The 13,329-nt window shown below is 65.4% G+C and carries 13 protein-coding genes and 1 pseudogene; 9 read left to right on the top strand and 5 right to left on the bottom strand.

From position 1 onward, the window contains the following. Window positions 1–56: 56 nt before the first annotated feature. The gene (locus DYI24_RS10505) at window positions 57–1,709 is read right to left on the bottom strand and encodes a Na+/H+ antiporter (protein WP_164572248.1); all 1,653 of its coding nucleotides are present in this window, start codon (window positions 1,707–1,709) and stop codon (window positions 57–59) included. A gap of 308 nt (window positions 1,710–2,017) precedes the next feature. Here DYI24_RS10505 and DYI24_RS10500 point away from each other — a divergent pair, with 308 nt between their 5' ends. Continuing rightward, window positions 2,018–3,601 (top strand): putative bifunctional diguanylate cyclase/phosphodiesterase, encoded by a 1,584-nt coding sequence (locus DYI24_RS10500; RefSeq protein WP_502706335.1) that lies wholly within the window; start codon window positions 2,018–2,020, stop codon window positions 3,599–3,601. A gap of 16 nt (window positions 3,602–3,617) precedes the next feature. Next, window positions 3,618–4,061 (top strand): BLUF domain-containing protein, encoded by a 444-nt coding sequence (locus DYI24_RS10495; RefSeq protein ID WP_107342736.1) that lies wholly within the window; start codon window positions 3,618–3,620, stop codon window positions 4,059–4,061. Window positions 4,062–4,070: 9 nt separating this feature from the next. On the opposite strand, the gene DYI24_RS10490 is transcribed toward DYI24_RS10495, so the two are convergent. Next, the gene (locus DYI24_RS10490; RefSeq protein ID WP_107342737.1) at window positions 4,071–4,757 is read right to left on the bottom strand and encodes a DUF1345 domain-containing protein; all 687 of its coding nucleotides are present in this window, start codon (window positions 4,755–4,757) and stop codon (window positions 4,071–4,073) included. A 7-nt stretch (window positions 4,758–4,764) separates the two neighbouring features. Further along, complete coding sequence (locus tag DYI24_RS10485; protein WP_107357369.1) at window positions 4,765–5,691, bottom strand: polyprenyl synthetase family protein; 927 nt, start codon at window positions 5,689–5,691, stop codon at window positions 4,765–4,767. A 101-nt stretch (window positions 5,692–5,792) separates the two neighbouring features. Here DYI24_RS10485 and mtgA point away from each other — a divergent pair, with 101 nt between their 5' ends. The 3 genes from mtgA to DYI24_RS10470 all read left to right on the top strand — a co-directional run bounded on the left by mtgA (window position 5,793) and on the right by DYI24_RS10470 (window position 7,719). Next, window positions 5,793–6,503, top strand: coding sequence for a monofunctional biosynthetic peptidoglycan transglycosylase (gene mtgA / locus DYI24_RS10480; protein ID WP_107342738.1), 711 nt, complete (start codon window positions 5,793–5,795; stop codon window positions 6,501–6,503). Window positions 6,504–6,664: 161 nt separating this feature from the next. After that, complete coding sequence (gene rpmF / locus DYI24_RS10475) at window positions 6,665–6,847, top strand: 50S ribosomal protein L32 (RefSeq protein WP_011156094.1); 183 nt, start codon at window positions 6,665–6,667, stop codon at window positions 6,845–6,847. 242 nt (window positions 6,848–7,089) lie between these two features. After that, a complete protein-coding gene (locus tag DYI24_RS10470) occupies window positions 7,090–7,719 on the top strand; it encodes a hypothetical protein (RefSeq protein WP_164572246.1) in 630 nt (209 codons plus the stop codon). A 17-nt stretch (window positions 7,720–7,736) separates the two neighbouring features. On the opposite strand, the gene DYI24_RS10465 is transcribed toward DYI24_RS10470, so the two are convergent. Then, on the bottom strand, window positions 7,737–8,051 hold the full coding sequence (locus tag DYI24_RS10465; RefSeq protein ID WP_107342740.1) for a hypothetical protein: 315 nt from the start codon (window positions 8,049–8,051) through the stop codon (window positions 7,737–7,739). A 237-nt stretch (window positions 8,052–8,288) separates the two neighbouring features. Here DYI24_RS10465 and DYI24_RS10460 point away from each other — a divergent pair, with 237 nt between their 5' ends. Further along, a complete protein-coding gene (locus tag DYI24_RS10460) occupies window positions 8,289–10,031 on the top strand; it encodes an EAL domain-containing protein (RefSeq protein WP_164572245.1) in 1,743 nt (580 codons plus the stop codon). Window positions 10,032–10,178: 147 nt separating this feature from the next. On the opposite strand, the gene phaR is transcribed toward DYI24_RS10460, so the two are convergent. Next, window positions 10,179–10,769, bottom strand: a complete 591-nt coding sequence (gene phaR, locus DYI24_RS10455) for a polyhydroxyalkanoate synthesis repressor PhaR (protein ID WP_042440735.1) — start codon at window positions 10,767–10,769, stop codon at window positions 10,179–10,181. A gap of 270 nt (window positions 10,770–11,039) precedes the next feature. On the opposite strand from phaR, the gene DYI24_RS10450 reads away from it, so the two are divergent. From DYI24_RS10450 to DYI24_RS28295, 3 genes and pseudogenes are all read left to right on the top strand, one after another. Continuing rightward, entirely contained in the window at window positions 11,040–12,218 is a 1,179-nt protein-coding gene (locus DYI24_RS10450) for an acetyl-CoA C-acetyltransferase (protein WP_164572244.1), read from the top strand. Between the two features lie 181 nt (window positions 12,219–12,399). Then, a complete protein-coding gene (phbB, locus tag DYI24_RS10445) occupies window positions 12,400–13,125 on the top strand; it encodes an acetoacetyl-CoA reductase (RefSeq protein ID WP_107342742.1) in 726 nt (241 codons plus the stop codon). 76 nt (window positions 13,126–13,201) lie between these two features. Continuing rightward, a pseudogene (locus DYI24_RS28295) lies at window positions 13,202–13,329 on the top strand (aromatic amino acid exporter YddG); the annotation flags it as partial.

Raw genomic sequence — 13,329 nt, 5'->3', positions numbered from 1 at the left:
TGTATAAGAGACAGGTTTGGAATCGCGTCTTGACGCTGAGGATCTGGAGAGCGCCGTTACAACGGCGCCGGTCCGCTTTCGCGGTTGGCGAGACTTGCTTCTTCGAGGTCGAGGTCGCGCTCGATCCGGCGTCGCGCTTCGTCGGTGATCTTGCCGGCGCGGAGCTGGGCGTGGATGAACTTGCGCTCCACCGAAATCAGCTCGCGCACCAGAGCGATGCCGACCGCCGAGGCTTCGTGCTCCGGTGAGCCGATCGGATCGGGTAGCAGACTGGCGCGGGTCTGGTGCCGGGCGTGCAGCAGCTTCAGCACCTCGTCGGTGAGCTCGCGATTGTCGGTGATCTTCTTCAGCGATGCCTGCGCGGCAGCCAGTGCTTCGCGGCGGGCGGTGATCTCGTCGTCGTGCTCGGCGATCTGCTCCCGGTGCCCGACGCGGGTGACGCCGAGCAGCTTCACCACGGCGGGCAGCGTCAGGCCGAGGCCGACCAGCGTGATCAGGATCACCCCAAAGGTGACGAATAGAATCAGATCGCGATACGGAAACGTCTCGCCGTTCGGCAACGCGTACGGCAGCGCCAGCGCCGCGGCGAGCGACACCGCGCCGCGCACGCCGGTGAAGCCGATCACGAACACCGTGCGCCATGACGGATAGGGATCGCTCGCCCGCAAGCGGCGGCTGAGAAACCGCGGCAGATAAAACGCCGGATAGACCCAGATGAAGCGCGCAGCGATCACGATCGCGGCGACCAGCAGCGTCGCCGACAGGATGTCCCCGAAGGCAAATTCCTTCGACCGCTCCAGCAGCGCACGGAGCTGGAAGCCGGTGAGCAGGAACAGCATGCCCTCGATCAGGTAGATCACCAGATCCCAGAAGAAGATGCCCTGCAGCCGGGTCGCCGCCGAGATCAGCAGCGGGCCGTTCCATGAGATGTAGAGTCCGCAGGCGACTGTGGCGATTACGCCGGAGCCGCCATGATGCTCGGGAATCCAATAGGCGATGTACGGCGTCAGCAGCGACAGCGTGATCTCGATCTGCGGGTCGCGCACCCAATGCCGCGCCCGCAGGCTGAGCCAGCCGACTGCGACGCCGAAGGCGAGTTCGCCCGCCATGATCGCCACGAAGGTGCCTGACGCTTTGGTGAGCGAGAACGCGCCGGTCATAATGGCCGCGACGGCGAAGCGGTACAGGATCAGTGCGGTCGCATCGTTGGCCAGCCCTTCGCCTTCCAGCACCACGACAATGCGCCGCGGCAGGCCGAGCTTGCGGGCGATCGCCAGCGGCGCCACCACGTCGGGCGGCGCGACGATCGCACCGAGCAGGAAGCCGACCGACCACGGCAGGCCGATCAGATAGTGCGACGCCGCCGCGACCGCGAAGGCGGTGAAGATCACACAGCCGATCGCGAGCAGGCCGATTGCGCGCAGATTGGCGCAGAATTCGCGCCAGCTCATCGCTACGCTGGCCGAGTAGATCAGTGGCGGCAGCACCAGCAGCAGGATCAGGTCCGGCGGCAGTTCGATCGCCGGCATTCCGGGAATGAAGGCCAGCGTGATTCCGGCGATCAGCAGCAGGATCGCCGGCGCGATGTTGACCCGCCGGGCCAGTAGCGCCGTTCCGGCCAGCACCGCGAGCAGCGTGAGAAAAATCTGGAACTTGGCTTCCACGTCACCACGCTGATTTCGAGTGCCTTTGCCGGCGAATGCCTGCATCGCGCGGAAGCTTCGTTCGGTCAAGCGGTAGCTGATTACGCATCAGGCGCAGCTCTTCGTAACACTACGTGCGACTTTCGTCTCAAACCCCCGCGGTTCAACTAACCAGCGATTTACCGTCGCTGTCGCGGCCTGAAGGTAATTATGCATTTGGCAATACTCCCCGCGTTTTGTTCAAGGTTATGGGGGTAGTCTCAGTCATCAGAACGGATGATCTGCTGGAGCCACAGGTGAGCGGGAGCGCTTCCGGTGGTGCGGCTGATCACGACCCGTCGCAACGCACCGCTCAGCTGACGCTGGCGGCGTTCATGGCGATCGACATCGGGCTGGCGCTGATTTCGCCCGACGGCGAGATCGTGATGACCAATCCGACGTTCGATCTGGCGTTCGGCGCGATTCCCCGCGACCAGCTGCTGTCGCGGTTCGGTTTCGACCCCAGCTGCGACGACGGCAAGGCGTCGCGCCCGATCATTTTTCCGGACGAGCGGACCTACTGGATCGACATCACGGCATTTACCGGCGGCTGGCTGATCAGCGCCGCCGATATCAGCGAGCGCCTGCGCCAGGGCATCGCCGGTGTCGAGCTGTCGCGTATCGATCGGCTGACCCAACTGGCGAACCGGCTGGTGTTTCACGAGCGGCTCGCCGATCTGCTGACACAGCCGGCCGAGGTCCGCCGCGACGCCGCGGTGCTGACGATTGATCTCGATCGCTTCAAGGCGATCAACGACACGCTCGGTCGCACCATCGGCGATGCATTGCTGTGCCTGGTCGCCAAGCGCATCAGCTCGGCGCTGACGCCGAGCGACGTGCTGGCCCGGCTCGAGGCCGATGAGTTCGGCGTGATCCAGACCGGCCGCGATCAGCCCGAAGCTGCGGTGATCCTGGCCAAGCGGCTGGTCGATCTGCTGAGCCGGCCTTATCTGCTCGAAGGTCAGCTGATCAATGTCAGCGCCTTCGTCGGCATCGCGCTGGTGAGCGACGACGAACTCGACGTCGACGGCGTGCTGAAGAACGCCGAACTGGCGCTGCATCGCGCCAAGCAGGAGCGCTACGCCGGCTATCGCGTGTTCGAATCCGCCATGGACGAGAGCATGCGGGCGCGGCGCGCGCTGGAGACCGATCTGCGCCGCGCGCTGGCGCTGCGCGAGTTCTCCCTGGTGTATCAGCCGCAAGTCAATCTGCAGAGCCGCCGGGTGGCCGGCTTCGAAGCGCTGCTGCGTTGGCGCTGCCCGACGCGCGGTCCGGTGTCGCCGCTCGATTTCATTCCGATCGCCGAAGAGACCGGGATCATCGGCCCGATCGGTGAATGGGTGCTGCGCACCGCCTGCCGCGATGCTGCGAGCTGGCCCGGTGACTACACAGTCGCGGTCAATATCTCGGCGATCCAGTTCACCAACCGGTCGCTGGTCGCGACCGTGGTGTCGGCGCTCGCCGACAGCGGACTGGATCCGCGGCGGCTTGAGCTGGAGATCACCGAAAGCGTGATGCTCGATGCCCGCGGCAATGCGCTGGCGGTGCTGCAGCAACTGCGCGGGCTCGGCGTCCGGGTCTCGCTCGATGATTTCGGCACCGGCTATTCGTCGCTCGGCTATCTGCGCAGCTTCCCGTTCGACAAGATCAAGATCGATCAGTCATTCGTGCGCGAGGCCTCGGACGATCGCGGCAACCGCGCGATCGTGCGGGCGATCGCCTCGCTCGGCGCCAGCCTAGGCATGGCGACGGTGGCCGAGGGCGTCGAAACCGAGGATCAGCTGGCGCGCGTCGCGGCCGACGGCTGCACCGACGTGCAGGGTTATCTGATCAGCCGGCCGCTCCCGCCGGGAGACATCGAGCATTTTCTCGCCGAAAGCCGCAACGTGATCGACGCGGCGACCGAAGTCAGCCTCTGAGGGGGAGCATCGGCCGATGCCGAGCGAGCTGTATCGCTGCGTGTATTACAGCAAGAACCTGATTGCCGGCGGCTCGCTGCGGATCGCCGAGGAGATCGAGTCGATCCTGGCGGCGGCCCGCCGCAACAATCCGCCGCTCTCGGTCACCGGCGCGCTGGTGTTCAATCGCGGCCTGTTCGCCCAGGTGCTGGAAGGGCCGTGCCCGTCGGTCGAATCGCTGTTCGAGAAGATCCTGCGTGACGAGCGCCACGGCGACATTCAGGTGCTCGGTTTCGGCGCCGCGCGCGAGCGGATGTTCAGCAACTGGTCGATGGCGTTTCTCGGTCGCTCGCGTGAGGATCAGGACCTGTTCGGCCATTTCGGCCGGCAGACCGGGTTCAAAGCCGAGCGGATCGAGGGCGACCGGCTGCTCGAGATCGTGCGCCATCTCGCTTTCGAAGAAGAAGCTCGCGCCGCCTGAGCGGCAGGGTCAGATTGCGCTCGCCGCGATATTGACCATCAGCGCCACCAAGGCGGTGTTGAACACGAACGACACCACGCCGTGAGCGGTCGCGGTGCGGCGGATGGTCCGGTCGGTGATGCCGACGTCCGAGACCTGCGCGGTCATGCCGATCACGAACGAGAAGTACACGAAGTCCCAATAGTCGGGCTCGGTGTGCTCGTCGCTGCCGGGAAACGCTAGCCCGCCCTCGCGGTCGCCGCGATAATATTCGTGGGCGTAATGCAGCGCGAAGGTGGTGTGCACCGCTGCCCATGACAGCGCGATGGTGAAGGTGGCGAGTGCCAGCTCGGCGGCGCCGCGATGCGCGTTGCCGAGTTCGGAGACGATCGCCGCGATGCTGGCGTAGGCGCCGAACGCCGTCACCATCAGGATCAGGAAGCGGCCGTCGTCCTGCCACACCGCGTTGCGGCGGATATAGGCGACGCCGCAGCGCGCCATCATCGAATAGGCCAGCACCAGATAGACGACGATCGACACGTCCCAGCCGATCAGCGCCCGCGTCACGGGCCTCAGCCACGCCGGCAGCAGCAGCACCGCGGCGATGCCGACCGCGATCGAAGCGAACAGCCGCGGCCGCGAATACACCAGCCGGACGACGCGCGGCAGCTTTCGAAACCGAAGCAGCCGCGCATCGTCGTCCGGGTGATGGGTCATGCGGCGATCAGTTCTTCCGCTCCGCCACGAACCGGGCGGCGGCGCGCAGCACGTCGCCGCGGTCGCCGAACGGCGCCAGCGCCTGGTCGGCGCGCGCGATCAGGTCGCGCAGCCGCTGCTTGGCGCCGTCGATGCCGAGCTGAGTCACGAAGGTGGTCTTGCCGAGCGCGGCATCGGCGCCGGCCGGCTTGCCGAGCGCTTCCGCGTCGCCTTCGACGTCGAGCAGATCGTCGGCGATCTGGAACGCCTCGCCGAGCGCGCGGCCGTAATCGTCGAGCGCGCGATACTGGTCGGCGTTGGCCTGGCCGAGGATCGCGCCGGCGACGCAGCCGTAGCGGAGCAGGGCGCCGGTCTTCATCTGCTGCAGCCGTGCGACATCGACCGGCTCGCGGTCGCCGAACCGGCCTTCGCCGGCAAGGTCGAGCATCTGGCCGCCCACCATGCCGCCGAGGCCCGCGCAGCGCGCCAGCACACGCGTCAGCAGCAGCCGCACCGTCGGATCCTTGTGCACCTCGTCGCGGGTGACGATGTCGAACGCGAAGGTCAGCAGCGCGTCGCCGGCCAGGATCGCGGTGGCGTCGTCATAGGCCTTGTGCAGCGTCGGCCGGCCGCGGCGCAGATCGCTATTGTCCATCGCCGGCAGGTCGTCGTGGATCAGCGAGTAGCAATGGATGCACTCCAGCGCGGCGCCGACCAACAGCGCGGCGGCGCGATCGATGCCGAATACCGCAGCGCTCTCGACCGCCAGGAACGGCCGCAGCCGCTTGCCGCCGCCGAGCGTGGAGTAGCGGATCGCCTCCATCAGCCGGCGCGGCCGGGCGATCTCGTCGGACATCAATTCGTCGGACAACAGCCGGCCGAGCAGCGCTTCGGTATCCTCGGCGGTGGTGTCGAGCCGCTTGGCAAAGTCGATCGTGGAAGTGCCGGTGGCCATTCGGAAGTGCTCCAGATAAAATTCGGCCGGACCATTCATCATGGCACCGGCTTCGTCAATTCGGCGGAGGGCAAGGGGCCAGGCCATCACCGGGAGCGATCGTGTCTGATCCCGTTGCGTTTGCGCCTCGCACCAAGCGTGTGGTTCGCATTGTCATCCTCGCAGGGCTCGCGCTGCTGGCCCTGCCTTATCTCCTCACCATCCTGTATGGCGGCGGCCAGCCGGTTTCGACGCTGATGCTGTGGCGCTGGGCCACCGGCGCGCCGGTCAGCCGGACCTGGATCGATATCGAAGCCATCTCGCCGGCGCTGCCGCGCAGCGTGGTGGCGGCCGAGGACGCCAAGTTCTGCAGCCATCACGGCATCGACTGGGATTCGGTGCGCGACGTGATCGACGACATGCAGGACGGCGAGGCCAGCCGCGGCGGCTCGACCATCACCCAGCAGGTCGCCAAGAACCTGTTCCTGTGGCCGGGGCGCAGCGTCATCCGCAAGGCGCTGGAGGCGCCGCTGGCGCTGTGGATCGACTTCGTGCTGCCCAAGCAGCGGATTCTCGAAATCTACCTCAACATCGCCGAATGGGGCCCGAGCGGCCAGTTCGGCGCGATGGCCGGCGCCGATTACGCCTTCGGCCGCTCCGCCGCGCAATTGTCCGCCAAGGAGGCCGCGCTCCTGGCCGCGATCCTGCCCAATCCGAAGATTCGCAGCGCTCGCGCGCCGGGCCCCGGTGTCCGCCGGCTTGCCGCCACCTACGTTGCCCGCGCCCGTGCGGCGGAGCTGCGGCAGTGCTGGCGGGAAAATCGCGAGTCGTGACGACGGTTTGAGGCGCATTTTGCGCGCCGACCGCCCTAGCATTCCGATCCGGCTTCCGTTATAAGCCCGGCCTTACGCATTTCGCCTGCGCGCAAGCGGGCCGTCCAAACGCGGACGCCGAGACCGATTTCGCCAGGGAACCTCCGTTAAGGATTACCGATATGGCCGTTCCGAGAAGAAAAACTTCGCCCTCGCGGCGTGGCATGCGCCGGTCCGCGGACGCGATCAAGCGCCCGACCTATGTCGAGGACAAGGATTCCGGCGAACTGCGCCGCCCGCACCATCTCGATCTCAAGACCGGGATGTATAAGGGCCGCCAGGTTCTGAAGAAGAAGGATTCCTGAGCTCTCGCTCGGATCCTTGAGTCGGCGCGGCATGTCGGGTGGTTTCGGCCACGCTCAGACAAGACGCCGCGTCGCACTCGCGGGAAGGACGCAAGTGTCGGCCGCGCACGCGCGGCGGCACATCGCGCAATGCGATCCGCCCGATGCCTGAATTCGTACCAAGTGTTGCGTTAGGGAGTTGACGTCCGCGTCCGGACGATCGCCCACTCGCGTCCGGTCGTTCTGAACCACAGGCTTCGCCGATGTCGATTATCGGTTTCCCGCTGCTGCTGATCCCGGTCGCGATCTGCAACATCATCGTCTTCCTGATGCCGGGATTGGCGTTCGACGCGGCGATGACCCGTGTCGTGCTGCCCTCCGGCGCCACCTGGACGATCGCGCTCGGCGACATGCTGGTGGCGCTCGGCGTGCTGCTGCTGCTGCCCGAAGTGATGAAGGCGGCCCGGCCCGGAGCCAAATACCTCACCGATCATCTGCTGTCGCTGCTGGTGCTCGCAGGCATCACGGCTGAATTTGTGATGCTGCCGCAGTTTGCCAATGCCACGGTGGCTCTGCTGGCGCTGCTGGCGCTGGTCGATTTTCTCAGCGGCATCGCGCTGCGCAGTCGTCACAGGCGCGAAGCCCGCGCGGCGCGTGCCGCCGCCAAATCGTCTGCCGAGATCATTGAAGACGAGCCGGAGCAGCCGGCGCCGGTTGCCGAGCCGGCACCGTTGGTGGTGCCCGCGACCGAGCTGGCGCCGCAGACCGTCGAGCCGGCTTCCGCATCCGCCGCTTCCGCGGCGTCGATCGCCGAGGCGGTGCTGCTCGATCGGCCCGAGCCGGTGAAGCCGGCCGCGACGGCGAAGGACGAGGAAAAGTCGCCGGCGCGCTGAGCGCGTCGTCGAAGCGATCAGGACATCCGCTGGGTTCGGAAGCCGGTGGGCGGCGCCGTGAAGGCGTGGCCGGTGGTCGAGCGGTACGCCGCATTGGCGTGGCCGGGCTCGGCCCGATTGCAGTCCCGGGTCTGCGGATAGCCGCCGTCGATCGCCATCAATTGAGCCACGAAATTCGACGACGGCCGGACCAAGCGATCGGTGTAGCGGGTCCGCATCGGCGGCGGCGTCACTGGGATCGGCAACGGCTCGATCAGTTCGCCCTCGGCGCAATCCGGCTCCGCCGAGGCGGCGTGGACGTCGCTTCCATCGTCGATCCAGACCTTCGCCATTGTCGCACCTACGCTTACTTGTCTCGTTTCGGGACGGGTCTCCCCGTCCTGATGCGTCGTCGCAAGTCGTGTGCCGGAGCCTCCACCTCGTAGTATGCCGAGGCTCGGCTTTCCGTTCCTGCCCCGGAATCCGAATTGGTTTCCAATTTCTTTATATTATCGACCTAGCGTTGGGATGTTCGGCCGACCTATCCTGCACAGGAGAATCACCTGACAGCGTCCCGAAACGAGGCAGTCGTGTCGTCCGCCGCTCCTGCGCCACGCTCATCGACCGCGCAGACCGCGACCGCGTCTGATCCGTCGCTGCTGTCGCTGCTCGGCCAAGCCGCTTTCGTGTGGGACCTCGAGTCCGATGCCTTGAGCTGGACCGGCCGGGTCGGCGAGCTGTTTCAGGACATTCCGGCCGAAGCGCTGGCCTCCGGCGCGAGCTTTGCGGCGATGCTGGAGCCGTCCCGCGCCATCCGGTCCGAAGCTTTGCTCAATGGCGCCGCCGCGGTCGGCCCCGGCTGCGTGCCATACCGGATCGAATACGGCATCCGGGCTTCCACCTCGGCGCCGGTGAGTTGGATCGAGGAGACCGGAGTCTGGTTCGCTGGTCCCGACGGCCGCCCGGCGCGGGTCGAGGGCATCGTCCGCATCAACAACGAGCGCCACGCCCGCGACGAGCAGCTCCTCAAGCTGTCTCAGCACGATCCGCTGACCGGCGAACTCAATCGCACCCATCTGATCGCCGCGCTCGCCGAAGCGATCGAGGAAGCGTCGCGCTTCCGTACCAACCTGTCGTTCATGCTGGTCGGGCTCGATCATCTGGCGCGGGTCAATGATTCGTTCGGCTTCGACGTCGCCGACGAAGTGATCTCGACTATCGCCGGCCGGATCCGCAGCCGGCTGCGCGCCGGCGATCAGCTCGGCCGGTTCTCCGGCAACAAATTCGGCCTCGTGCTCAAGAACTGCACGGTCGACGACGCGCATATCGCGGCCGAACGATTCCTTGCCGCGGTGCGCGACGAGATCGTGCCGACTAGGTCAGGCCCGGTGTCGATCACCGCATCGATCGGCGCGGTCAGTGCGCCGCGCCATGCCCGCACCGCCGATGAAGCCATCAACCGAGCCCAGGAGGCGCTGGCCGCCGCCAAGCATCGGCGCGCCGGCTCGTTCGCGATGTGGCGGCCGAATGTCGAGCGCGACACGCAGCGCCGGGTCAACATCCGCGTCACCGACGAGATCGTCACCGCGCTGAATGAGCGCCGTATCGTGCTGGCCTACGAGCCGGTGGTCGACGCGGCCTCGCGTGTGCCGGCCTTCCACGAATGCCTGGTGCGGATGAGGACCGACGACGGCCAGGTGCTGCTCGCGCCCGATATCGTGCCGGTGGCCGAGCGGCTCGGGCTGATCCGGCTGGTCGATCATCGCGTGCTCGAACTGGTGGTGGCCGAACTCGCCTTGGCGCCCGGCGTCGCCCTCAGCCTCAATATCTCGCCCGACACCACCATCGATGCCGATTGGTGGGCCGGAATCGAATCGCTGATGCTGGCGCATCCCGGCATCGCCGAGCGGATGATCGTCGAGATTACCGAGACGGTGGCGATCCCCGACCTCGACGAGGTGCGCGGCTTCGTCAACCGGCTGAAGACGCTGGGCGCCAAGATCGCGATCGACGACTTCGGCGCCGGCTACACGTCGTTTCGCAATCTGCGCGCGCTCGGCGTCGACATCGTCAAGATCGACGGCGCCTTCGTGCAGAACATCGCGCGCTCGGCCGACGACCGTGCCTTCGTGCAGACGCTGATCGATCTGGCGCGCCGGCTCGGGATCAAAACCGTGGCCGAATGGGTGCAGGATGAAGAGTCAGCGCAGCTGTTGCGCGACTGGGGCTGCGACTACATCCAGGGCCGGCTGATCGGATTGGCGTCGCAGCAGCGGCCGTGGCCGATCGTCGCCGAAGCGGCTGCGGGCCTCGCCGGCAAAGCGGTCTATTAGAAAGCCGTCGATTAGCACGGCTAAGCGAGCGGCCGGGCACCGCGAACGCTGGGCCGGCCTAGCTTAAACTCTGGTGAGAGATTATCGAGGATTTCCGGTTCTGAGAGGATCAGAACCGGAAAGATGCCTGAGCAGCAAACCTCGCTGCTATTCGTCTTTCTTCGGCTGTTCGAGCGACATCCGCTCCAGCCGGTCCTGCATCTCTTTCATCTGCCGTCGCAGATCTTCGATGCTGTCGGCGCCGCCGCTGGTCTCGGCCGGTACCTCGTCGGTCGATTCGTGGCTCGGCGGGCGCGGCACGAACATCGAGAAGGTCTGCTGGAACAGCTCCATGTTGCGGCGGACGGTCTCTTCCAGCGGCGCGAACGGTGTCAGGCTGAAGGTCGACGCCATCTGCTTGCGGAATTTCTCCTGCTCGCGCGTCAGCGAATCGATCGACTGCTCCAGATACTTCGGCACCACCATCTGCATGCTGTCGCCGTAGAAGCGGATGAGTTGTCGAAGGAAGGTGGTCGGCAGAAGGTTCTGCCCGGCCTTGTTCTCTTGCTCGAAGATGATCTGCGCGAGCACGCTTCGGGTGATGTCGTCGCCGGTCTTGGCGTCGTAAACGAGGAAGTCCTCGCCGTCCTTGACCATCGTGGCAAGGTCTTCGAGCGTCACGTAAGTACTGGTGCCGGTGTTGTAGAGTCGCCGGTTCGCGTATTTTTTGATCGTGGTCGGTTGGTCTGATTTCGCCATGTCACCCACACACACGGAGGATAAGGAACCCGCCGCCTCCCGACAGCAGGCTGAGACGCAATGCAATAAAGTAAGCACTTTCAATGCACCTCGGCTACCGTTTTGTGCGCCGCCGCCAGGCAGAGTGAATTTATCGGCATCGCAGCACCAACATGCGTGTGCCGGATTGACACGCCGCCGCCGGCTTCACAGGATGTGCGCCGACACCGGCACGCCAACCAGGCCCCGCCGTCCAAGAGACCGTCAAAAACTCAAGCCCAGGAGATGTCCATGTCGGACGATGTCGTCATCGTCAGCGCCGCACGCACCGCTGTCGGAAGTTTCAACGGCGCCTTCGCCAATACGCCGGCGCACGATCTCGGCGCGGTCGCGATCAAGGCTGCGCTGGAGCGCGGCGGCATCGATCCGGCGCAGGTTTCTGAAGTGATCATGGGCCAGATTCTCACCGCCGGTCAGGGTCAGAATCCGGCGCGGCAGGCGTCGATCGCGGCCGGTATTCCGGTCGAGAGCCCGGCATGGGGCATCAACCAGCTTTGCGGCTCGGGTCTTCGCTCGGTCGCGCTCGGTTACCAGGCACTGATGAACGGCGACTCCGATATCGTCGTTGCCGGCGGCCAGGAATCGATGAGCATGGCGCCCCATGCGCAATATTTGCGCGGCGGCGTGAAAATGGGCGCGGTCGAACTCGTCGACACGATGCTCAAGGACGGCCTGTGGGATGCCTTCAACGGTTACCACATGGGCAACACCGCCGAGAACGTCGCGCGGCAATGGCAGATCACCCGCGACCAGCAGGACGAATTCGCGGTGGCTTCACAGCAAAAGGCCGAAGCCGCGCAGAAGGCCGGCAAGTTCAAGGACGAGATCGTGCCGGTGACGATCAAGACCCGCAAGGGCGACATCGTGGTCGACACCGACGAGTATCCGCGCCACGGGGCCACGATCGAAGCGATGGCCAAGCTGAAGCCGGCGTTCGAGAAGGACGGCACGGTGACCGCCGGTTCTGCCTCGGGCATCAACGACGGCGCGGCGGCAGTGGTGCTGATGACCGCCAAGCAGGCGGAAAAGCTCGGCAAGAAGCCGCTGGCCCGCATCGTGTCGTGGGGCCAGGCCGGCGTCGATCCGAAGATCATGGGTTCTGGTCCGATCCCGGCGTCGCGCGCGGCGCTGAAGAAGGCCGGCTGGTCGGTCGGCGATCTCGATCTGATCGAAGCCAACGAAGCCTTCGCGGCGCAGGCCTGTGCGGTGAACAAGGATCTCGGTTGGGATACTTCTAAGGTTAACGTCAATGGCGGTGCGATCGCGATCGGTCATCCGATCGGTGCGTCGGGTGCGCGCGTCCTTGTGACGCTGCTGCACGAGATGCAGAAGCGCGATTCGAAGAAAGGTCTTGCCACGCTTTGCATCGGCGGTGGCATGGGCATTGCGATGTGCCTCGCGCGTGATTGATCGCGCGTGTCGCGACGATGTCGCGATACACGGACTGATCAGTTGCAGTGCAAGAACGATTGTTCAAACGCCCGGCAGATTGCCGGGCGTTTTTGCTTGATGTTCACGAGCGACCATCCTTTTATTCGAAAAGACACAATCGCGTTCTAGACAAAAAAGGAATTGCGGGAGGAGCTTTGCAATGACGCGGGTGGCGTTGGTGACTGGGGGGACGCGCGGTATCGGTGCAGCAATCAGCAAGGCGTTGAAAGCGGCGGGCTACAAAGTCGCAGCGTCCTATGCGGGCAACGATTCGGCAGCGGAAAAATTCAAAAACGAGACGGGTATTCCGGTATATAAATGGGACGTGAGTTCGTTCGATGCCTGTGCCGAGGGCGTCAAGAAAGTCGAGGCCGAACTCGGTCCCGTCGATGTTCTGGTGAACAATGCCGGCATCACGCGCGACGGCGCCTTCCACAAGATGACGCTCGAGCAATGGAATGCGGTGATCAACACCAACCTCGGCTCGCTGTTCAATATGACGCGGCAGGTGATCGAGGGCATGCGCAATCGCAAGTTCGGGCGCATCGTCAACATCTCGTCGATCAACGGGCAGAAGGGCCAGTTCGGTCAGGTGAACTATTCGGCCGCCAAGGCGGGCGACATCGGCTTCACCAAAGCGCTGGCGCTGGAGAATGCGCGCGGCGGCATCACGGTGAACGCGATCTGCCCGGGCTACATCAACACCGAGATGGTGCAGGCGGTGCCGAAGGATGTGCTCGAGAAGGCGATCCTGCCGCTGATTCCATGCAACCGGCTCGGCGAGGCCGAGGAGATCGCGCGCGCCGTGGTGTTCCTCGCCGGCGACGATGCCGGCTACATCACCGGCTCGACGCTCACCATCAACGGCGGCCAATACATGGTTTGAGGCACAAGGGCGGGACTTCGATCCTCGCACGGCGCGTCTGCCGTGCTGCTGCGAGGATCAGCCTGCAGGTGCGCTCATGACGTCGCGCGTTGCGACGCTGATCGGGCTGTCGGCTATCCTGATGTGGTCGCTGCTTGCGGTGATGACGGTCGCGACCGGCACCATCCCGGCGTTTCAGCTTGCCGCGATGACGTTCGCGATCGG

The organism is Rhodopseudomonas sp. BR0C11 (assembly GCF_010820945.1).
Lineage (GTDB): Bacteria > Pseudomonadota > Alphaproteobacteria > Rhizobiales > Xanthobacteraceae > Rhodopseudomonas > Rhodopseudomonas palustris_H.
This window is presented reverse-complemented; position numbering and strand designations above follow the sequence as displayed.